Below are 21,675 nucleotides of genomic sequence, written 5' to 3'. Positions count from 1 at the left end.
ACCAATATGAGCGAGCGCCCCACAAAACAGGATTGGTCGAAGCTGGCCGAAAAGGAACTGAAGCGGCCAGCCGATAGCCTCGTCTGGCATACGCCGGAAGGCATTGATGTGAAGCCGCTTTATACGGCTGACGATCTTAATGGAATCGGCCACCTTGATTCGCTTCCCGGTTTTGAGCCATTCCTGCGCGGTCCGCGTGCGACCATGTATGCGGGGCGTCCCTGGACCATCCGCCAATATGCCGGCTTCTCCACAGCCGAAGAGTCCAACAACTTCTACCGCAAGGCACTGGCCGCTGGCCAGCAAGGCGTATCGGTCGCCTTCGACCTTGCCACCCATCGCGGTTATGATAGCGATCACCCACGCGTAGAAGGCGATGTCGGCAAGGCGGGCGTGGCAATTGACTCCGTCGAGGACATGAAAATCCTTTTCGACGGCATACCACTCGAAAAAGTCTCCGTTTCCATGACCATGAATGGCGCCGTGATCCCGATCCTCGCCAATTTCATTGTGGCGGGCGAGGAGCAAGGCGTGTCGCGCGATCTGCTATCCGGCACCATTCAGAATGATATTCTGAAAGAATTTATGGTCCGCAACACCTATATCTATCCGCCAGAACCATCCATGCGGATTATTGCAGATATTATCGCTTATACCGCAGCGGAAATGCCGAAATTCAATTCGATTTCCATTTCCGGCTACCACATGCAGGAAGCGGGCGCCACGCTGGTGCAGGAACTGGCTTTCACATTGGCCGATGGGCGCGAATATGTCCGTGCGGCACTCAATAAAGGCCTGAATGTTGATGAATTTGCGGGGCGACTGTCATTCTTCTTCGCCATCGGCATGAACTTCTTCATGGAGATTGCCAAGCTCAGAGCAGCCCGGCTGCTCTGGACACGCATCATGAAGGAATTCGATCCGAAAAAGCCTGGCTCGCTGATGCTGCGCACCCATTGCCAGACATCGGGCGTCTCATTGCAGGAGCAAGACCCGTATAACAATATCGTCCGCACAGCTTTTGAAGCCATGTCGGCAGCCCTTGGCGGCACACAATCGCTGCACACCAATTCTTTTGACGAAGCCATCGCTTTGCCAACTGAATTCTCCGCCCGCATCGCGCGAAACACGCAGCTTATTCTGCAAAATGAAACAGGTGTTACTAAAGTCGTCGATCCGCTGGCAGGCTCTTATTACATCGAAAGCCTGACCAATGAACTTGCAGAAAAAGCATGGGCGCTGATCGAAGAAGTCGAAAGCCTTGGCGGCATGACCAAAGCCGTCGAAAGCGGTCTGCCAAAACGTCTGATCGAAGAAGCAGCCACCCGCAGACAGGCAGCGGTCGATAAGGGCGAAGAGGTAATCGTTGGTGTCAACAAGTTCCGTCTGGAGCAGGAAGACAGCATCGACATTCTCGAAATCGATAATACTGCGGTCAGAAAATCGCAGATCGACCGTTTGAACCGCATCAAACAAACGCGCGATAAAGCCAAAGTTGAGGCAGCGCTTGCCGAGTTGGAAAAGGTCGCAACAACCGGTGAAGGCAACATTCTGGCCGCCGCCGTTGAAGCATCGCGCGCGCGCGCAACGGTCGGCGAAATATCCGATGCAATGCGCCATGCCTTTGGCGACCACGCGGCAGTGCCGAAGGTCGTAAAACACGTCTACGGCAAGGCTTATGAGAACGAGCCTGAGTTCCAGACGCTTGTTGAACGCCTTGAAGAATTCTCAAAGCATACCGGCGAAAAACCTCGCATCATGGTGGCAAAGCTCGGTCAGGATGGACATGACCGCGGCGCAAAAATCATCGCGTCCGCCTTTGGCGATATTGGCTTTGAAGTGCTTGCCGGACCGCTATTCCAGACGCCGGACGAAGCCGCCGATATGGCGATCAAGGCTAAAGTGCATGTGCTCGGCGTATCTTCCCTTGCAGCCGGACACAAAACCTTGCTGCCGCAGCTTGTCGAGACACTTCGTAAAAAAGGTGCAGAAAACATTATCGTTGTCTGTGGCGGGGTCGTGCCGCGCCAGGACTACCAATATTTGTTTGACCATGGTGTCTCGGCGGTCTTCGGCCCCGGAACGAATGTTCTTGATTGCGCGCGCGCAGTGCTCGACCTGATGGAAGGAAAACGCAGAAACCTATAAAGATTTCATGCGCTTGAGATAATCATCGGACTCATTTTATGAGACACTTAAAGCACCGGGGCAATGTGCCCCGGACTTACACTATTGCGGCAATGTGCCCCGGACTTACACTATTGCGGCAACGTGCCCCGAGCTTATGATTTGGGGTCCGCCGATGCTGGTATCGCAGAGCTTGTGACTGAAACCGGATCGCTTGCCGGGAAGCTGTCTTCCAAGCCTTCATCCAACTGACGCTCCAGCTCTGCGCGATCACCGGATCTGCGCGCGCTGGGGCGCGTGAGCAGATTTTGCGGCTCAATTCCACATTCAACACATGCAATGTTAAAAGCCTCACCCAGTTTAAGCGCTGCGAGGCGCGTCACCTCATCGCGGCTGAGTTCCGCATCGGTCTCATTTTCAACTTTGACAGAAACGCGTTCCTCACCTTGTGTGACGAACTCAACCAAATAGACCTTGAAACCACCAAGCGAACTAATTCGTGTTTCAACAATATCCATCGCGTGAACCTCTTTACCATCTCCAAAGATAATAAACGACAGCGCAACGCGTTGGTTCCAACGCCATAGGCCGCACCCTTTTCTCATGCGATCACCGACCTATATGCAAACAGGATAAGCAAACGGAAGGAGATTTTCATGGCTATCACACGCAAGGAAGAAGCCCGTGCGTTGAACGCGGAAGAACGAGAGCTGGTTGAAAAATCGCATCATCCACTTCTTCAGGATGTCCCCGACTCTGAGCTTACTCAACTGGCAAAACTGTTGCGTGATCGTCGCAGCAAGGCGCGCGATCAGGCGCACCAGCGCCGCCGCGAAATGCGCGGAAAAGCAGCAGCACGTGGCGCTTCGGCGTCGAAGGCAGATGAAGGCTCGCATCTGAAGGTTTCCGTTCTGGCTATGGCCATGCGCCGCATCAATGCGGAAATTGATCGCCGCCGCAGCATGTCAGCCAGCAACAATCTGGTTGAAAACGCTCAAAAAGCACTAGCAGCCAAGAAAGCAAATGAAAAAAACGAGCCGGCCTTCAACACCCGCCACGCACGTCATGGCATGCGCAACATCCCCAATGAGAAAGCCGACAGTCTCGTCCGCCCTATGGAACGTGGGCGCCTGAAAAAGGCCGCCAGTGTGGCGCAAGCAAAGCGCGATTCCAAACAAAAAGCGGCTGGATAAGCCCAACATTATCTGCAATACCCGGAAAAATTTTTCCGGGTATTTTAATAAAATCAATAGGTTGAATTACATTCCTGAATCTTCGAATGAGAGCATTCTTGTTGCTCAGGAAAACTGCAACCCGAAGCCCTGCATCAATCGGCGAATGGCATAATCGGGTTTCTGCGATGTAAAGACCGCCAGATCGTCGTGATGATGCAGTTCGTCATCAATATGTCTTGGCGGCAACAGCGATAAAGTACGACGCGCAATCGCTTCGGCAGGATCAAGCCAGTCGACCGGCCATGGCGCCAGCCTGCGAAACACATTGGCGAGAAATGGGTAATGCGTGCAGGCCAGCACAACAATATCCGTGCGGTTTCCATCCTTCTCGACAAAACACGGCGTGATCTGCTCAACCACCAGCGCTTCATCAATCTGCTCACCGCGAATATGCGCCTCGGCAATGCTTGCAAGGCGATCCGCACCAACTAGGCGCACATGGCATTGCGTTGCAAATGACTGGATCAGATCGCGCGTATAGGCACGCTTGACTGTGCCCGGCGTTGCAAGAACTGACACAAGCCCCGACGAGGTGCGCTCAGCAGCAGGCTTGATAGCGGGAACGGTGCCAACAAACGGCACTAAAGGATAAGCGCGACGCAGATCGTCAAGCACCAGCGTCGAAGCCGTGTTACAGGCGATCACTGCGATTTCAGGATCATGCTCAGTGATAAACTGACCGAAGAGTTCGACAATGCGCAAGCGCAACGCTTCTTCTTCCCAATCGCCGTAAGGAAAACCGGCATCGTCTGCGATATAAATAAATCGCCGATCCGGCATCATCACTCGCGCCTCGCGCAAAACTGTCAGCCCGCCGATACCACTGTCAAAGACCAAAATTGGTCTTTCTGTCGCGGTTGAAGACTTGCCGGAAAGCTCTGCTGCAGGCGGGTGTTTCATTCAGCCTTGTCCTCTTTTGCGGGTTTGCGTGCACGACCTTCCGGGGCACCAGAGCCGCGTGGCTTCTTGGGTGTGAAAGCATCAAGCGATGTGATGACGCCGCGCAAAAGCTTAAGTTCTGCCGATGCAAAACCTGCGCGAGTCAAAACAGAACGCAGATTATTGACCATTATTTCTTTCTTCGCCTCGGGACGGAAATAACCCCGAATATCAAGCGCCTCTTCCAGATGATTGAAAAGACTCTGCAATTCCAGCTTCGGCGCAGCTTCCATTTCTGGCCCACGGAAAACCGTGTCCGTTTCGGTTGCAAGGCCAGATTTCATCCACTCGTAAGACATGAGCAGCACAGCCTGCGCAATATTAAGCGATGCAAAAGCCGGATTAACCGGAAATGTCACCAGCTCATCAGCAAGACCAACTTCCTCATTGCTGAGACCAAAGCGCTCACGCCCGAAAAGAATGCCGATCTTCTCACCACGCACAAAACGACGACGCAACTCATTGTTTGCTTCCACAGGGCTACGCACCTGCTTGAAACCATCACGTTCACGCGCGGTGGTCGCATAGACAAAGTTGAGATCGGCAATCGCCGAAGGCAGATCATCATAAACAACCGCATTGTCGATGATATGATCGGCCTTGCTTGCCGCAGCACGCGCTTTTTCACTTGGAAATTCTTCGCGCGGCTGCACCAATCGCAGTTCCGCGAGGCCAAAATTTGCCATGGCACGCGCCACCATGCCGATATTTTCCGGCAATTGCGGATTAACCAGAATGATGGCTGGTCCTTCCGTGATCATTGGGCGCTGTTTGTCTGTTCCTGCCATGATATTTTCCGCTTATTCCTTAAAATCGTGGCGCTTCCCTGACATAAATGACAGAAAATCGCAAAGATTCCCCTTACATTCGATATCGAAAAACACGTGTAGTAGCGGAATAACACCAGCTCTGCGCCCATCCATGTCAGACTGCCCTGACCGACATCGACGTTACAGGGAGGAAAATCATGTCCGGCAAAAAAATTCTCATGATCTGCGGCGACTTCTGTGAAGACTACGAAACAATGGTTCCGTTTCAGACGCTGCTCGCGGTTGGTCACAAGGTTCATGCCGTATGTCCCGGAAAAAAAGCGGGAGACGCCATAGCGACCGCTATTCACGATTTTGAAGGCCATCAGACATACACCGAAAAACCCGGCCACAATTTCACGCTCAATGCAACATTTGCCGATGTTAAGGCTGAAAACTATGATGCGCTTGTTATTCCCGGCGGTCGCGGGCCGGAATATCTGCGCCTTGATGACAAGGTCATCGCAATCGTCAGAAATTTCTTTGAAGCAGACAAACCAGTCGCCGCCGTTTGCCATGGCGCGCAGCTTCTCGCCGCAGCGCGCGTTCTTGATGGGCGCACCTGCTCGGCCTATCCGGCCTGCCGCCCGGAAGTTGAGCTGGCCGGCGGCACTTATGCCGATATTCCTGTCGATGAGGCGGTCACGGACGGCAATCTGGTGACAGCACCTGCATGGCCTGCCCATCCGGCGTGGCTTTCGCAATTCCTTGCTGTGCTCGGCACCAAAATCACGCATGGTTAGACGCAAGCATTTGCTTTCATCCTGCACCGCATTTCGATAAAAATGCCAAATCAGAGCCTTTCCGCAAATTCTGTCGGAAAGGCTTTCTTGCAATGACATGGAAGACCAGATGAAAACTGCCAGATCCCTTGCTCTCTCGTTAGCCATCAGCATGAGCGCCATTTTTGCAGGCGCATCAAATATCGCCCATGCGCAGGATGCGGCTGAAGCAGAGGTGGCCGTTACATCAGAGCAATATCCGGCTCCCTCGCCGGAAACATTCGGCCAAACACAATTTGTCTTGTCGGGCAATCCGATTGTTCCTCCGCGCGATTACAGTAAAGGAACCATGCTTCCATCGAAAAACGACTATCCGTCCAATGAAAGCGGACGCATCTATGATATTGTTTTTGTTGGTTTAGAAGCCGATAAAATGCAGTTTGAAATCAGAGCCTACTCGATTGACAGTCTGGAATTTCCAGCATCAGGCCATACGGTAGAATTTCCCGCTGACCAGCAAAAAGTGGAAATCCGCGATCTCACATTGAACATTAATGAGGCAACCGCCGGAAGCATCACTTATAGCGTTCAACCCCTGAACTAAGTTGCAGGCGGAGGCAAACTGCGCGACACTATCCCGGGACATATTTTGGGAGGAAATCATGTGCAGATTGTTCATCGGGGCTGACGCGTTACTCTGGCAAAGTGTAACCCGCTCGCTGCGTATTGACGGGGTGGTCACAAGTGTCAGACTGGAGAACTTCTTCTGGTCAGCGCTGGAAGAGATTGCCGGGCGTGACGAGATGTCAGTCAGCCGTCTCCTGGGCAAACTCTATGAAGAATCGCGCACGGAAGGTCACGATCTCGATAATTTCGCATCGTTTCTTCGGGTTTGCTGCGGACGCTATCTGGCACTTCAGGTCAATGGCCTTGTGCCGATAGACAAATCAACTGCAATCTCGACATTGGACGCAGACGCTATTTTGTTGCGCGAACAGCAAACTTATCGCGATCAGCGCTCAGAATGGCGAAAGTCTGCCCATCACGCCGCCTGAAAATGTGCCTATAGGCCAAAGAATGAGTCTCTGACGCTTTGCCTTCGCGTTTACCGATGCTATACGAGCGCGACGCATTCAATGAGAGGCATTATCAATGGCAAAAATCAAGGTTGCAAACCCGGTCGTTGAACTCGACGGCGATGAGATGACACGCATCATCTGGCAGTTCATCAAGGACAAGCTGATCCATCCATACCTCGACATCGATCTGAAATATTACGATCTGTCGGTAGAGCACCGCGATGCGACCAACGATCAGGTTACCATTGATGCTGCAAACGCCATCAAGGAACACGGCGTTGGCGTAAAATGCGCAACCATCACGCCGGATGAAGCCCGCGTTGAAGAATTCAAGCTCAAGAAGATGTGGAAGTCGCCAAACGGCACCATCCGTAACATCCTCGGCGGCGTTATCTTCCGCGAACCAATCATCTGCAAGAACGTCCCTCGCCTGGTTCCAGGCTGGACACAACCAATCATCGTTGGCCGTCACGCTTTTGGTGACCAGTACCGCGCGACCGACTTCAAGTTCCCGGGCAAGGGCACGCTGTCGATCAAGTTCGTCGGTGAAGATGGCGAAACCATCGAACACGAAGTCTATCAGGCACCGAGCGCTGGCGTGGCAATGGCCATGTACAACCTCGACGAATCGATTCGTGAATTTGCACGCGCTTCGCTGAACTATGGCCTGCAGCGCAATTATCCGGTCTATCTCTCGACCAAGAACACCATTCTCAAGGCCTATGACGGTCGCTTCAAGGACATCTTCGAAGAAGTCTATCAGACTGAATTCGCTGAAAAGTTCAAGGAAGCAAAGATCTGGTACGAACATCGCCTGATCGACGACATGGTTGCCTCGGCTCTCAAGTGGTCCGGCGGTTATGTCTGGGCTTGCAAGAACTATGACGGCGATGTGCAGTCCGACATCGTGGCACAGGGCTTTGGCTCGCTCGGCCTGATGACCTCGGTTCTGATGACGCCGGATGGCAAGACTGTTGAAGCAGAAGCTGCACACGGCACCGTGACCCGTCACTATCGTCAGCACCAGAAGGGCGAAGAAACTTCGACCAACTCGATCGCTTCGATCTTTGCATGGACCCGCGGCCTCGCACATCGTGCAAAGCTCGACAACAATGCCGAGCTGAAGCGCTTTGCTGATACCCTGGAAAAGGTCTGCGTGGACACCGTTGAAAGCGGCTACATGACCAAGGATCTGGCCCTGCTTATCGGCCCAGATCAGCCTTGGCTCTCGACCACCGGCTTCCTCGACAAGATCGACGAAAATCTTCAGAAGGCAATGGCTGCTTAAGCCTAAGCCAATTCAAATTGAGACGGCGGGATTTTCCCGCCGTTTTTTGTTTACCGCTCACTATTCGGCATCGTCCATGGGATCGTTCACCGCTCTACGGCCTTCACAACACAACAAATTGAGTGATGAGAAAAATCAGAGCTGAAAAGCTTTGGTAAAAGCTTGCGCGCCAGCGGGAGAAAAGGCAATCACACGCCCCGCTTCGCGGCGTGCCCAGCCTTTATCGATGAAGGTTTTCAGAAGTGCAGCACCCAGTGCGCCACCCAAATGATTGCGTCTTTCACTCCAGTCGAGACAATGACGACAAAGCGGTCGTTTGCCTTTTTGCAGCGCATCGACATCAATCCCCATGCATGAAAAGAATGATTTTCCCTCATCGGTCAGCAGAGGCTCACTGGCATGATCAATCAAACCGAGTTTATAAGACGCATCAAGCATTTCCACGCCGCGCTCACCCGCCAGATGATCATAGCAAATACGCGCTTTTCGCAGTGCGTGGTCTTTAGGACCAGTGCGAACACGCACGGCACCAGTGCGTTGGGCAAGCCCCATCAAACCTTCGAGCACCTGTGCTACGTCCGGGCCTGATAGCCTGAAATAACGGTGCCTGCCCTGCTTCTCAGCCACAAGCAAATTCGCGGCATCAAGCTTGGATAGATGCCCGCTGGCTGTCTGAAGTGTCACGCCCGCAGCAGCAGCAAGTTCGCTTACCGTCAAAGCACGGCCGTCCATCAGCGCGGTGAGCATGTTTGCGCGTGCCGGATCGCCCAACAGGGCTGCAACAGAAGCTATGATAGGCCCGTCTTTCATACTTCGATGCTAACCGAAGCATGGATGGAGTTCAATGCGCTAAAACGTCTCCAGCAAATCAGCCAATTTCAGGAGATAAGAATGATTACCTGCTTTATACGCTATCAAATTGATCCGTTCAAAGCCGAGGCTTTTGCGGAATATGCACGCAATTGGGGACAGGCAAGCCCACGTTGCGGTGCCAATCTGATTGGCTATTTCGGCCCACATGAAGGCTCCACCACAACAGCTTATGGTGTTTATTCAATCGAAGACCTTGCTGCCTATGAAAAGTTTCGCGCACGTCTGGCTGCTGATCCAATCGGCCGAGCGAATTATGAATTTGCAAAACGCGAACAATTTATCCGGTGTGAAGAGCGCATATTTCTCAAACTGCAATCCGCTCCGCATGCGGAGTTCATCAAGCCATGATCGCTGTTATTTTTGAAGTCTGGCCAGCAAATGATGAGAGGCGCGAGCAGTATCTCGATATTGCCGCAAGCCTGCGCGCTGATCTTGCGCAAATCGACGGTTTTATATCGATTGAACGTTTTCAAAGTCTGGTTGAGCCAGAAAAACTGCTGTCCCTCTCCTTCTGGCGGGATGAAGAGGCAGTCAAACAATGGCGCAATCTACCCACCCATCGCATCGCACAAGCAAAAGGGCGCGGCGGTGTTTTTGAAAACTATCGCCTGCGCGTTGCCGATGTGGCACGGGATTATAGCCTTAGTGAGCGCGATGAAGCGCCCGTCGATAGTCGTAGGGCGCATGCAGCATAAAGAAAGGCCGGGAAATCCCGGCCTTTTCATTCTTATACGCAATTTATCAAATAATCAGCGCTTTCACTGCAACGATGGCATCGTTTGCCTTGGCGCCATCGGGGCCACCGGCCTGTGCCATATCCGGGCGACCGCCGCCGCCTGCGCCACCAAGAGCAGCCGATGCAGCACGAACAAGATCAACCGCGCTAAAACGACCAACTAAATCTTCAGTGACAGCAGCAACAGCGCTTGCCTTGCCATCTTCACCAACACCAATAAAAAGAACGACGCCGGAGCCAACCTGTTTCTTGCCTTCATCAGCCAGCGGCTTGAGATCGCGTGGCGAAACGCCGGTCACAACCTTACCAAGGAAGTTGACGCCATTGACGGTTTCAACAGCACTGCCACCATCCGAAGAGCCGCCGCTCAACGCAAGCTGTCGGCGCGCATCTGCAAGTTCACGTTCCAGCTTCTTGCGTTCGTCAACCAGTGCGTTGACACGCTCCAGTGCTTCAGACGGTGTCGTTTTCAGTGCACCAGCAATGGCTTTGACGCGCTCATCCTGTTCTTCAAGGTAAAGGCGAGCCGCCTCACCCGTCAACGCTTCCATGCGGCGAACACCGGCAGCAACGCCGCTGTCAGAGAGAATGCGCACAAGGCCGATATCGCCGGTCTGGCGCACATGCGTGCCACCGCAAAGCTCAACAGAGTAAGCCTTGCCAGCCTTTTCGCCATGCTTGGCCGTGCCCATCGAAACAACACGCACTTCATCGCCATATTTTTCGCCAAACAGCGCCATCGCACCTTCTGCAATCGCATCGTCTACGGCCATCAAGCGCGTTGAAACCGGCGCATTTTGCAGGATGATCTCATTGGCGAGATTTTCAACAGCGGTCAGTTCTTCTACCGAAATCGGCTTTGGATGCGAGAAGTCGAAACGCAGGCGATCAGGCGCAACAAGCGACCCCTTCTGCGCAACGTGGGTTCCAAGGGTTTCGCGCAGCGCTTCATGCAACAGATGTGTTGCCGAATGGTTGGAACGGATACGCGTGCGACGCTCGGAATCCACCTTCAGCTCAACGGCTTCACCGACCTTTGCCGAACCGCTGGTCACTTCGCCTGTATGAACGAAGACACCTTCGCCCTTTTTCTGCGTATCCTTGATGGTGATGACAAAGCCTTCACCCGAGATTGTTCCGGTATCACCCTGCTGGCCACCGGATTCTCCATAGAAAGGCGTCTGGTTGACCACGACGGACACGGTTTCACCCTCAGATGCCGATACCACTTCTGCACCATCGCGCACAAGTGCCGTGATGACACCTTCCGCACTTTCGGTTTCATAGCCGAGGAATTCGGTCGCGCCGACCTTATCCTTAATGCCGAACCAGATGGTTTCGGTTGCAGCTTCGCCCGAACCCGTCCAATTGGCGCGTGCTTCGGCCTTCTGGCGTTCCATGGCAACATTAAAGCCATCAGTGTCAACCGTCACACCGCGCTGCCGCAAAGCATCCTGCGTCAGATCAAGCGGGAAACCATAGGTGTCGTAAAGCTTGAATGCAGTTTCGCCATCAAGACGATCGCCCTCAACCAGATTTTCCGAAGCATCGGAAAGCAGGCCAAGCCCGCGCTCCAGGGTCTTGCGGAAACGGGTTTCTTCCAGCTTGAGCGTTTCTGAAATCAGCGCTTCTGCACGGATGAGTTCCGGATAAGCCTGCCCCATTTCGCGGATCAGGGCTGGCAGCAAACGCCACATCAATGGCTGGCTCGCCCCAAGAAGCTGCGCATGACGCATCGCGCGACGCATGATGCGACGCAGCACATAACCGCGACCTTCGTTCGATGGCAGCACGCCATCGGCAATCAGGAAGCTCGATGCACGCAGATGATCAGCAATGACGCGGTGACTGGCGCGGAAATCGCCTTCAGCCTTGACGCCTGTTGCTTCCTCGGAAGCGCGGATCAGCGCTTTAAAGAGATCAATATCGTAATTGTCATGCACACCCTGAAGGACAGCAGCAACACGTTCCAGCCCCATGCCAGTATCAATCGACGGACGCGGCAGATCAATGCGTTGATCAGGCGTAACCTGTTCAAACTGCATGAAAACGAGATTCCAGATTTCGATGAAGCGGTCACCGTCTTCGTCAGCCGATCCGGGAGGTCCGCCCCAGATATGATCGCCGTGGTCGTAGAAAATTTCCGAACACGGACCGCATGGGCCAGTATCCCCCATCGCCCAGAAATTATCACTTGTGGCAATGCGAATAATACGATCGTCGGAAAGGCCTGCGATCTTCTTCCAGAAATTCGCAGCATCATCATCCGTGTGATAAACGGTGACGAGCAGCTTGTCCTTATTAAGGCCGAATTCCTTGGTGATCAGGTTCCAGGCATGGCTGATCGCTTCTTCCTTGAAGTAATCGCCAAAGGAAAAATTGCCGAGCATTTCAAAGAAAGTGTGGTGGCGAGCGGTGTAGCCTACATTATCAAGGTCATTGTGCTTTCCACCTGCGCGCACGCATTTCTGCGACGTTGTCGCGCGGCTGTAAGGACGGTGCTCAAGACCGGTGAAAACATTCTTGAACTGCACCATGCCCGCATTGGTAAACATGAGCGTTGGATCATTACGCGGCACCAATGGACTTGATGAAACAACCTCGTGTCCGTTCTTACGGAAGTAATCGAGAAACGTAGATCTTATCTCGTTGACGCCAGCCATAATTCACCCTTGGGCTTCTTCCACCCTGCACGGACGCACCCCTCAAAGAAGCACATCGATTATCTTTTCTCCACCCGCAATGCGGCGACAGACTTCGGCACTTAAGCCGCTGCGTTCCGTACTGCCCGACAAGGAACATGGAGTTTCGGTTGACTGCTTTTAACGGCGCACTGCTTTTCTGTCCAGATAAGCAGTGTGCGCTATAAAAGCAATTTCGCGTGGAAGCGAAGAAAACGGCAACTATGCAACAGTATCGAATATAAAAAGCAAACGCCCCACACTCTCGTGCGGGGCGTTTTCTGTTTCATCTCTATAAGACGCCTAAGCTTCGGCTACATCCGGGCCATCGTCAGCTTCCGGACCGCCATCTTCAAGGAACTTCTCGGCAATCAGACCGGCGTTCTGGCGGAGTGTCGTTTCAATCTCGCGTGCGGTATCGGGATTGTCTTTGAGATACTGCTTGGCGTTTTCACGGCCCTGCCCCAAACGCTGGGAATTATAAGAGAACCAAGCACCAGACTTCTCGACAACACCGGCTTTAACACCAAGATCAACCAATTCGCCCATCTTGGAAACGCCGGCGCCATACATAATATCAAACTCAACCTGTTTGAACGGAGGTGCAAGCTTGTTCTTGACCACCTTCACGCGTGTCTGGTTACCAACAACCTCATCGCGTTCCTTGATCGAACCGATACGGCGAATATCAAGGCGAACAGAGGCGTAGAACTTGAGCGCATTACCGCCGGTCGTCGTTTCAGGCGAGCCAAACATAACGCCAATCTTCATGCGAATCTGGTTGATGAAGATGACCATGCAGTTCGACCGCGAGATCGATGCCGTCAGCTTGCGCAGCGCCTGGCTCATCAGACGAGCCTGAAGACCCGGCAGAGAATCACCCATTTCGCCTTCGATTTCAGCGCGCGGTGTCAAAGCTGCAACCGAGTCGACCACCAGAACATCAATCGCACCCGAACGCACCAACGTATCGGTAATTTCAAGCGCCTGTTCGCCGGTGTCGGGCTGCGAGATCAGAAGGTTTTCAAGGTCAACGCCAAGCTTGCGGGCATAGACCGGATCAAGTGCATGTTCCGCATCCACGAATGCGCAAATGCCACCCTTCTTCTGCGCTTCCGCAATCGTATGCAGTGCAAGTGTCGTCTTACCAGAACTTTCTGGACCATAAATTTCAACAATACGCCCTTTGGGCAGACCGCCGACGCCCAGGGCTATATCGAGAGAAAGCGAACCGGTTGGCACCGTCTCAATATCGACGACATCGTTCTGACCAAGCCGCATAATGGAGCCCTTGCCGAACGCGCGTTCAATTTGCGACAGTGCCGCATCGAGTGCTTTTGTCTTGTCCACTGATTTTTCCTCAACGAGTCGCAATGATTTCTGAGACATCTTACACTATCCTCTTGCCTCGCTAGAAGCCCATCGGGCTCATCGCCAATATCTATTTGTATCTGTTTTGTTCTCATTATGCAATACCACCAACCTATTGTTTTAATATGATTTTAATTTTTTGTTCTATTCATGTTCTAATTTATTAGAAAACAATAATTTACGTTAGCATCCACGGCTTAATTCCAAAAAATGCGCCTTTCGTGCCGCCGATTCGCGCATCATCTGCAAAAAAGCACAACTCTCCTCGCGGAGAGCTGCGCCAAAACGGATGAATATCCGATTTTTCGTTTTTACTGACTGACGCCACGCAGTGGCGAAATCTGAATTTCCACACGACGATTCTGTGCTCGTCCTTGCGGCGTTGCATTGGAAGCAACCGGCTGGCTTGCACCATATCCGATAACAGCAAAACGGCGCGGATCAATGCCTTGGGAACCAAGATAACTCGCAACCGAAGCCGCACGACGTTGCGACAGACCCTGATTATAGCTCGCGCTGCCGGTCGAGTCGGTAAAGCCGTAAACATCCACAAGAGTCTGATTGAACTTGCGCAACACGATCGCGACAGAGTTCAGTGTTGGGTAGAACTGGCTCTTCACCTGATCCTGATCGGTATCGAAAGTGATAGCGGACGGCATATTCAGAATGATCTGATCACCATTACGCGTCACGGAAACGCCGGTACCCTGCAACTGATTGCGCAATTCCGATTCCTGGCGATCCATGTAGTTGCCGATAGCGCCGCCACCGAGCGCGCCAATACCCGCGCCGATGAGAACCGCATTACGCTGAGCACGGCTTGAGCCACCAACCATAAGACCACCGAGCGCTCCAACCGCCGCACCAATTGCAGCGCCGCCCGCGGTGTTCGACATCTTTTCCTGACCTGTATAGGGGTCGGTCGTGCAGCCTGCTAAAAATGTGGCGCAGATTAGGGCAATCCCAAGTTTCTTCAGCATAAAAAGGTCATCCTCAATGTTCGATTCGCCGCAAATGATAACTTCGATTACGGCTGGACGGTGACTTTAAAGAGTATTTCCAAGGATTCAAACAAAACAAGGAAGGCTCTGCAAAGGCGAGCCCGAAACTCGTCTCAATTTGAAACGACGCTCGGAACGAATTTCAGGCACGAAGCCGAACTACCCCATGCGCCCGCAGGAGCGCAATTGCATCGTATAACGATTGGCCATGGTCTGCGCACGCTTTGCCCCATTCAACGCTGTTGAATTATTGCGCCACGCACCGCGCGCATAGCCGCCATGACCCGAATGATAGGCCAGATAGAGGCTATAAGCATCATTCCGGCTTATACCGTTTCTTCGGCTGCTTTCATTATGATACCAGCCGACAAAATGAATGGCATCGCCAAAATTGCTGCGTGAAGCCGTCCAGCGGCCCGTTTCGCGCTTATATCGATCCCAGGTTCCATTCAGAGCCTGCGAATAGCCATAGGCACTTGATGCACGCTTCCATGGGATAAAACCAAGCAGCTTGGTGCGTGGTGGGCGCGCATAAGGGCGGAAACCCGATTCAGCATAGATCGTCGCCATGAGAACAGGAACGGGAACGCCATATTCACGCGAAGCACGCGTCGCGTCCTTCTGCCAATTGTTTATCCAGCCGTCGCGTTGATCAAAGACTGCGCATACATTGCCGGTCTGCCGGGGAGCAGTCGCGCAGCCACCGAGAATAACGAGCGCAACGAGCAAAAAAACGCGCGTCATAATGAAGCCCTTTGGAAATTAGAAATTTTGATAAATTTTAAACAATAAAGAGCGGCGGAGCTAAGCCATTGATTTAATTATAGTTACCATATCGTTTAGGACCACATCTCAAAGTTGCTCAGCCATTGAATTTATTATGGAATCAATGGCTCAACCCGCATGTGAATTAAAGCTTCAGGTTGTATGTATTCCGGCTTTAGCGGCACCGATGAAGGCCGAATTGTGACACTGAAATTTTCGGGCAAATTCTTTGGCAAAGCCGATCAGTTTCGCCCCCGGCGCTCGCCCCTCAACCGTGACCAATAATCCAAACGCTTGCGAATTTCCCGCTCAAAACCGCGTTCCGGCGGATCATAGAACACCTGACGGCCCATAGCTTCCGGGAAATAATCCTGCCCGGAAAAAGCGTCTGGCTGATCATGGTCATAGGCATAGCCCTCGCCATAACCTTCATTCTTCATCAGCTTGGTCGGCGCATTGAGAATATGTTTGGGCGGCAGTAAAGAGCCGTTCTCCTTGGCTGCACGCATCGACGCCTTATAGGCCATATAGACAGCATTGGATTTAGGCGCCGTGGCCAAATAAACGCACGCCTGCGCCAAAGCCAGTTCACCTTCCGGTGAGCCAAGATAATCATAGGCGTCCTTGGCGGCGTTGCAAATAGCCAGTGCTTGCGGGTCGGCAAGCCCAATATCCTCGACCGCCATGCGAACCAGCCGACGCCCCAGATAAAGCGGGTCTTCTCCTGCATCAAACATGCGGCAAAGATAATAGAGTGCTGCGTCAGGATCAGATCCGCGTACCGACTTATGCAAAGCAGAAATCAGATTGTAATGCCCATCCTGCCCTTTATCATAGACAGGCGCGCGGCGCTGAACCACATCCTGCAGCTTCTCGGCATCAAAAACCTCTTCAGGTCGGGCCGCACGCCACACCTCCTCGGCCAGTGTCAACGCAGCACGACCATCACCATCCGCCATGCGGATAAGACTTGCGCGTGCCTCTTCATCAAGCGGCAGCGGACGCTCTTCCTGTTCTTCAGCGCGCGCCAGAAGTGTTGCAATGCTCAATGCATCATGGGGATGAAACGTCAGCACCCTCGCCCGCGACAGCAAAGCGGCGTTCAGTTCAAAAGAAGGATTTTCCGTCGTCGCCCCTATAAGAATGACGGTACCATCCTCCATCACGGGTAGAAAACTATCCTGCTGCGCACGATTGAACCGATGAATCTCGTCTACAAACAACAAGGTTTGTCGGCCTGACATACGTCGGGCACGCGCTGATTCAAAAACTTTTTTAAGATCAGCAACCCCGGAAAAAATCGCAGAAATCTGCTCAAAAGCCAGTTCCGTTTCCCCGGCAAGCAACCGCGCAACCGTCGTCTTCCCTGTCCCCGGAGGCCCCCAGAAAATCATGGAGCCAAGCGTACCGGACGCAATCATGCGCGTAAGAACGCCTTCAGGCCCGGTAAGATGCTCCTGCCCGGTGACCTCTGCGAGATGGCGCGGCCGCAAACGATCGGCAAGCGGCCTGTTACGGTCAGCATTCGGATCAACCGCAGTGGAAAAAAGGTCGCTCATTTCGCTTTGCTCAATACCAGAAAAACAAATGTCGTTTCAGGCATAGTCCCGCCCGAAACGACATGCAACTTTAAATACTATATCTATCGTTCAGCGAACGAACTGGCGGATAAGCGCGCCATTACGCTCAACTTCAAGCCGCCATGCCAGACCGCGTCCATTGTTGAGGGCTGTGACAAGATCATTGATCGTACGGATCGGATTGCCGTTGATGCCGCGAATAATATCACGTTGGCGCAAACCAAGACGCGCTGCTTGAGAATTGGCAATGACATTCGTCACAATCACGCCGCGTGATCCTTCACGCAGACGCATCTTGGACGCCATCGCTGGCGTCAGTTCTTCAACAACCGCGCCTGCGAAGGGATTATCCCCTTTGATGGTCTGTTTCTGCTGCGGCTTTGCTTCCGGCTCTTTGGTGAGCTTCACCGGTATTTTGCGGTCCTTGCCATTGCGCGCAATGTCGAGTGTCACCGTATTTCCAATGCCAGCCGTCGAAAGACGATAACCGAGCACGTCAATATTGTCCGCGCGCACGCCCTGAACCGAGAGCACGACGTCACCCACGGCTAATCCCGCCTGCTCCGCCGGCCCGCCCTTATTAACCGCTGTCACCAACACACCGAACGACTTGTCCATGCCAAGACTTTCAGCAACATCCGGTGTGATATTTTGAAAGGTCGCGCCGATATATGGACGTTCGAAGCTAGAGCTGCCACTGCGGGCTGCATCCACAACCGCACGCACCATATTCGAAGGGATTGCAAAGCCGATACCGACAGAACCGCCAGAGCGTGAATAAATCGCCGTGTTGATGCCAATCAAACGGCCGCGCATGTCAATCAATCCACCACCCGAATTGCCGGGGTTAATTGCGGCATCGGTCTGAATAAAGAAATCAAAATCCGAAACACCGACCTGCGTGCGGGACTGCGCCGAAACAATACCACTTGTCACCGTCTGTCCAACGCCAAACGGATTGCCGATCGCCAGAACCAGATCACCGACTTCAACGTCATCAGAATTTCCAAGAGCCACCACAGGGAATTTTTCGTTGGCCTCGATTTTCAATACAGCAAGGTCAGTTGTTTCGTCGCGAAGCAAGACTTTGCTTTCAAACTGACGGCCATCTGACAATGCAACCTTGATCTCGTCGGCATCCTTGATGACGTGGTTATTTGTAACGACCAGACCCGAGCCATCAACGATCACCCCGGATCCGAGAGACTGCTCTGTCCTTGATCGACTGCCACCGCCAAACTGCTGCCCAAAAAACTGCTCGAAAAACGGATCACCTGCGAAGGGAGACTGCTGCTGTTGCACCTGACGGGCGGCATACACATTGACCACTGCGGGTGCTGTCTGTTTAACAAGCGGCGCAAAAGAAAGCTGCATATCGGCGCGGCTGAGTGGAATTTGCGTGCCCACAACCGCAGCGGAATTGTCCTGAGCAAATGACGGTAATGCCAACATGCTCATTGAAACAAGAACAACGCCCGTAATTCCATACCGCCGCAAACTCATTTGCACACTCCGTTTTCTTTTCCGACACCCGATTCCCAGGCTCGCAAGCAATATGGAGGCAACCAAGCCAAGTATAAAGGGCTGTATTGTGGCAACAGCATTACAGCTTTGTAATGCTCTGCCCAAAATATCTTTAGAAAACAAAAGGGCCGCTCGAGGCGGCCCTTTTTAAATGCTTCATCGCGTAGATTACGCTGCTTCTGCTTCTGCAGCAGCTTCGGCTTCAACGCGTGCGCGGTCAGCCTTGCCCTTTGCATCGACATCGCGTTCAACGAATTCGACAACTGCCATCGGTGCATTGTCACCGGTGCGGAAGCCTGCCTTCATGATACGGATGTAGCCGCCGTTACGGGTTGCGTAACGTGTAGCAAGTGTGTCGAACAGCTTAGCAACAAGCTGTACATCGCGAATGGCGGAAATCGCCTGACGACGTGCATGCAGGTCACCGCGCTTGCCGAGTGTGACAAGCTTTTCTACGATTGGACGGATTTCCTTAGCTTTAGGAAGCGTGGTCACAATCTGTTCATGCTCGATGAGCGAAGCCGCCATGTTGGCGAACATTGCCTTGCGATGCGAGGCAGTGCGGTTCAGCTTACGCTGTCCATTACCGTGGCGCATGGCCTTCTCCTTTAATTCGTAACGTACCGGGATATGCCGGTCTTAATATTGGTCTTCGTAGCGCTTGGCGAGATCTTCGATGTTTTCTGGTGGCCAGGCTGGGATTTCCATACCAAGATGGAGACCCATCGACGCCAGAACTTCCTTGATCTCGTTGAGCGACTTGCGGCCGAAATTCGGAGTCCGCAACATCTCGGCTTCCGTCTTCTGGATCAGATCGCCGATATAGACGATGTTGTCGTTCTTCAGGCAATTTGCCGAACGTACAGACAATTCGAGCTCGTCGACCTTCTTGAGCAGAGCCGGGTTGAAAGCGAGTTCCGCAACTTGTTCCTGCGGGGCTTCCTTCTGAGGCTCTTCGAAGTTAACGAAGACTGCGAGCTGGTCCTGAAGAATGCGTGCTGCGTAAGCAACAGCATCTTCACCGCTCACCGAACCATTGGTTTCGATATTGAGCGTCAGCTTGTCATAATCGAGAACCTGACCTTCACGGGTGTTCTCAATCTTGTACGATACCTTGCGGATCGGCGAATAAAGGCTATCAACCGGAATAAGACCGATTGGAGCATCTTCCGCACGATTACGGTCGGCAGGCACATAGCCCTTACCGGTGTTGACAGTGAATTCCATGCGGATTTCAGCGCCTTCATCCAGCGTGCAGATGACGTGTTCCGGGTTAAGGATCTCGACATCGCCAACAGTCTGAATGTCACCAGCCGTAACAACGCCCGGGCCTTCCTTGCGGACAACCATGCGCTTCGGGCCTTCGCCTTCCATACGGATGGCGATTTCCTTGACGTTCAGAACGATATCCGTGGTGTCTTCGCGGACGCCAGGGATAGAAGAGAATTCATGCAGCACGCCGTCAATCTGAACGGCGGTGACAGCAGCGCCGCGCAGCGACGACAGAAGCACGCGACGCAGTGCGTTACCGAGCGTCAAACCGAAACCGCGTTCCAGCGGTTCAGCAACAACGGTTGCATGAGTGCGTGAGCCGTTGGTGATAAAATCCACCTTGTTCGGCTTAATCAGTTCCTGCCAGTTTTTCTGGATCATGTGGTTTTCCTCTATCAACCGTCGCTACCATCCAATCGTAGCGATCTTGTGAAGAACCGCAGAGGAACCCCGAACAATAAAGCCCGGGGTTCTTACAGCATATAAACGAAAATCAGACCCGGCGCTTCTTGCGCGGACGGCAACCATTGTGCGGGATCGGCGTAACATCGCGAATCGACGTAATAACGAAACCGGCAGCCTGAAGGGCGCGCAGTGCAGATTCACGGCCAGAACCCGGTCCGCAAACCTCGACTTCGAGGGAGCGCATGCCATGTTCCTGCGCCTTCTTGGCGCAATCTTCAGCAGCGATCTGTGCGGCAAACGGGGTCGACTTACGCGAACCCTTGAAACCCTGAGCACCCGCAGATGACCAGGCAATCGCATTACCCTGTGCATCCGTGATGGTGATCATGGTGTTGTTAAACGTCGAATTTACGTGGGCAACGCCCGACGAAATGTTTTTGCGTTCGCGACGGCGAATACGCTGGGCTTCCTTAGCCATGATAGTCCTCTCAAAACTCGATCTCGACACCGCCGTAGTTCCAGCGGCTACACCGGCCCTTTGAAAAGGACCAGCACCGAACCCACCCTTTTACAGGCAAGCCCGGCAGAACGATTGGTTCTGCCGAAAATTACTTCTTCTTACCTGCGATAGCCTTTGCAGGACCCTTACGGGTGCGTGCATTGGTATGCGTGCGCTGGCCACGAACTGGCAGCGAACGACGATGGCGCAGACCGCGATAGCAGCCAAGGTCCATCAGGCGCTTGATGTTCATCGAAACTTCACGACGCAGGTCACCTTCGACCCGGTAGTCAGCATCGATTGCTTCACGGATCTGAAGGACTTCAGCATCCGAAAGCTGATTTACGCGACGATCATCGGAAATGCCGACTTTCGTTACGATCTGACGAGCAAATTTTGGTCCAATCCCGTGAATGTACTGAAGCGCAATGATTACGCGCTTGTTCGTCGGGATGTTGACGCCAGCGATACGTGCCACGTCTGTTCTCCTTGAGTTACATAAAAATCCATCTGGATGATGCGATCAACCAGACAGCATTGTTTGACCGGTCCCGGCCTCTTACTATTTCCGCCAGAACCGACCATTCAAAACAAATTGAAGTGGCGCAGTCTTTGACGGAATCACCCGAAAAAGTCAACTCTTAACTGTCCGTAAAGCGGCCATAGCAGCGTTACAGACATTAAAAGCAACTTTCAGAAGCAATAAACGGACAGAAAAACATCAAATGATCTTCTGTCCGCAATTCCTATTCGTTCAAACGAGCCTTAG

General features: G+C 53.0%; 22 protein-coding genes. 8 read left to right on the top strand and 14 right to left on the bottom strand.

What is annotated here, in order from left to right:
- The first annotated feature begins 6 nt into the window (after positions 1 to 6).
- Positions 7 to 2,148, top strand: a complete 2,142-nt coding sequence (scpA, locus tag ABE527_RS06675) for a methylmalonyl-CoA mutase (protein ID WP_499696463.1) — start codon at positions 7 to 9, stop codon at positions 2,146 to 2,148.
- Between the two features lie 134 nt (positions 2,149 to 2,282).
- Here scpA and ABE527_RS06670 read toward each other — a convergent pair whose 3' ends face one another.
- The gene (locus ABE527_RS06670) at positions 2,283 to 2,645 is read right to left on the bottom strand and encodes a hypothetical protein (protein WP_265984741.1); all 363 of its coding nucleotides are present in this window, start codon (positions 2,643 to 2,645) and stop codon (positions 2,283 to 2,285) included.
- Between the two features lie 138 nt (positions 2,646 to 2,783).
- Between ABE527_RS06670 and ABE527_RS06665 the strand changes: the two genes are divergently transcribed.
- Positions 2,784 to 3,320 (top strand): hypothetical protein, encoded by a 537-nt coding sequence (locus ABE527_RS06665; protein WP_499696462.1) that lies wholly within the window; start codon positions 2,784 to 2,786, stop codon positions 3,318 to 3,320.
- 105 nt (positions 3,321 to 3,425) lie between these two features.
- On the opposite strand, the gene murI is transcribed toward ABE527_RS06665, so the two are convergent.
- Both murI and ABE527_RS06655 read right to left on the bottom strand, forming a co-directional pair.
- Positions 3,426 to 4,262 carry a glutamate racemase gene (gene murI / locus ABE527_RS06660; protein WP_499696461.1) on the bottom strand — a complete coding sequence of 279 codons (837 nt, stop codon included), beginning with the start codon at positions 4,260 to 4,262 and terminating at the stop codon, positions 3,426 to 3,428.
- Positions 4,259 to 5,089, bottom strand: a complete 831-nt coding sequence (locus ABE527_RS06655; protein WP_265984533.1) for an RNA methyltransferase — start codon at positions 5,087 to 5,089, stop codon at positions 4,259 to 4,261. Before ABE527_RS06655 ends, murI begins: the two co-directional genes overlap by 4 nt.
- Positions 5,090 to 5,268: 179 nt before the next feature.
- On the opposite strand from ABE527_RS06655, the gene ABE527_RS06650 reads away from it, so the two are divergent.
- The 4 genes from ABE527_RS06650 (at position 5,269) to ABE527_RS06635 (ending at position 8,199) form a co-directional block, all read left to right on the top strand.
- Positions 5,269 to 5,853 carry a DJ-1/PfpI family protein gene (locus tag ABE527_RS06650; protein ID WP_499694702.1) on the top strand — a complete coding sequence of 195 codons (585 nt, stop codon included), beginning with the start codon at positions 5,269 to 5,271 and terminating at the stop codon, positions 5,851 to 5,853.
- Between the two features lie 97 nt (positions 5,854 to 5,950).
- Positions 5,951 to 6,436, top strand: coding sequence for a hypothetical protein (locus ABE527_RS06645; protein ID WP_499696460.1), 486 nt, complete (start codon positions 5,951 to 5,953; stop codon positions 6,434 to 6,436).
- Between the two features lie 58 nt (positions 6,437 to 6,494).
- On the top strand, positions 6,495 to 6,887 hold the full coding sequence (locus ABE527_RS06640; protein WP_499696459.1) for a ribbon-helix-helix domain-containing protein: 393 nt from the start codon (positions 6,495 to 6,497) through the stop codon (positions 6,885 to 6,887).
- 97 nt (positions 6,888 to 6,984) lie between these two features.
- The gene (locus ABE527_RS06635) at positions 6,985 to 8,199 is read left to right on the top strand and encodes an NADP-dependent isocitrate dehydrogenase (RefSeq protein ID WP_396997051.1); all 1,215 of its coding nucleotides are present in this window, start codon (positions 6,985 to 6,987) and stop codon (positions 8,197 to 8,199) included.
- A gap of 135 nt (positions 8,200 to 8,334) precedes the next feature.
- Here the strand turns inward: ABE527_RS06635 and ABE527_RS06630 are convergent, their stop codons facing one another.
- A complete protein-coding gene (locus ABE527_RS06630; RefSeq protein WP_265984528.1) occupies positions 8,335 to 9,009 on the bottom strand; it encodes an ArsR/SmtB family transcription factor in 675 nt (224 codons plus the stop codon).
- Positions 9,010 to 9,090: 81 nt separating this feature from the next.
- On the opposite strand from ABE527_RS06630, the gene ABE527_RS06625 reads away from it, so the two are divergent.
- Complete coding sequence (locus tag ABE527_RS06625; protein WP_265984527.1) at positions 9,091 to 9,420, top strand: NIPSNAP family protein; 330 nt, start codon at positions 9,091 to 9,093, stop codon at positions 9,418 to 9,420.
- A complete protein-coding gene (locus ABE527_RS06620; RefSeq protein WP_265984526.1) occupies positions 9,417 to 9,767 on the top strand; it encodes an antibiotic biosynthesis monooxygenase family protein in 351 nt (116 codons plus the stop codon). Before ABE527_RS06625 ends, ABE527_RS06620 begins: the two co-directional genes overlap by 4 nt.
- Positions 9,768 to 9,813: 46 nt before the next feature.
- Here the strand turns inward: ABE527_RS06620 and alaS are convergent, their stop codons facing one another.
- The 10 genes from alaS to rpsM all read right to left on the bottom strand — a co-directional run bounded on the left by alaS (position 9,814) and on the right by rpsM (position 21,384).
- A complete protein-coding gene (gene alaS / locus ABE527_RS06615; RefSeq protein ID WP_499696458.1) occupies positions 9,814 to 12,471 on the bottom strand; it encodes an alanine--tRNA ligase in 2,658 nt (885 codons plus the stop codon).
- 321 nt (positions 12,472 to 12,792) lie between these two features.
- Positions 12,793 to 13,878 (bottom strand): recombinase RecA, encoded by a 1,086-nt coding sequence (recA, locus tag ABE527_RS06610; protein ID WP_265984524.1) that lies wholly within the window; start codon positions 13,876 to 13,878, stop codon positions 12,793 to 12,795.
- A 293-nt stretch (positions 13,879 to 14,171) separates the two neighbouring features.
- Positions 14,172 to 14,840, bottom strand: a complete 669-nt coding sequence (locus ABE527_RS06605) for a YiaD family glycine zipper/OmpA-like lipoprotein (RefSeq protein WP_265984523.1) — start codon at positions 14,838 to 14,840, stop codon at positions 14,172 to 14,174.
- A 180-nt stretch (positions 14,841 to 15,020) separates the two neighbouring features.
- On the bottom strand, positions 15,021 to 15,605 hold the full coding sequence (locus tag ABE527_RS06600; RefSeq protein WP_499696457.1) for a transglycosylase SLT domain-containing protein: 585 nt from the start codon (positions 15,603 to 15,605) through the stop codon (positions 15,021 to 15,023).
- Positions 15,606 to 15,868: 263 nt separating this feature from the next.
- Positions 15,869 to 17,185: a replication-associated recombination protein A gene (locus tag ABE527_RS06595; RefSeq protein WP_499694707.1), complete on the bottom strand. Its 1,317-nt coding sequence runs from the start codon at positions 17,183 to 17,185 to the stop codon at positions 15,869 to 15,871.
- A 90-nt stretch (positions 17,186 to 17,275) separates the two neighbouring features.
- On the bottom strand, positions 17,276 to 18,709 hold the full coding sequence (locus tag ABE527_RS06590; protein WP_499696456.1) for a DegQ family serine endoprotease: 1,434 nt from the start codon (positions 18,707 to 18,709) through the stop codon (positions 17,276 to 17,278).
- Positions 18,710 to 18,898: 189 nt separating this feature from the next.
- The gene (gene rplQ / locus ABE527_RS06585) at positions 18,899 to 19,327 is read right to left on the bottom strand and encodes a 50S ribosomal protein L17 (RefSeq protein ID WP_095446804.1); all 429 of its coding nucleotides are present in this window, start codon (positions 19,325 to 19,327) and stop codon (positions 18,899 to 18,901) included.
- A 42-nt stretch (positions 19,328 to 19,369) separates the two neighbouring features.
- Positions 19,370 to 20,383, bottom strand: coding sequence for a DNA-directed RNA polymerase subunit alpha (locus ABE527_RS06580; RefSeq protein ID WP_265984519.1), 1,014 nt, complete (start codon positions 20,381 to 20,383; stop codon positions 19,370 to 19,372).
- Positions 20,384 to 20,495: 112 nt separating this feature from the next.
- Positions 20,496 to 20,885, bottom strand: a complete 390-nt coding sequence (rpsK, locus tag ABE527_RS06575) for a 30S ribosomal protein S11 (RefSeq protein ID WP_024897028.1) — start codon at positions 20,883 to 20,885, stop codon at positions 20,496 to 20,498.
- A gap of 130 nt (positions 20,886 to 21,015) precedes the next feature.
- Positions 21,016 to 21,384 carry a 30S ribosomal protein S13 gene (gene rpsM / locus ABE527_RS06570; RefSeq protein WP_187544612.1) on the bottom strand — a complete coding sequence of 123 codons (369 nt, stop codon included), beginning with the start codon at positions 21,382 to 21,384 and terminating at the stop codon, positions 21,016 to 21,018.
- Positions 21,385 to 21,675: the final 291 nt, after the last annotated feature.

It is taken from the genome of Brucella sp. TWI432 (assembly GCF_039674445.1).
GTDB lineage: Bacteria > Pseudomonadota > Alphaproteobacteria > Rhizobiales > Rhizobiaceae > Brucella > Brucella chromiisoli.
The sequence above is the reverse complement of the archived record's forward strand: the minus strand, read 5'-3'. Positions and strand labels throughout refer to the sequence as shown.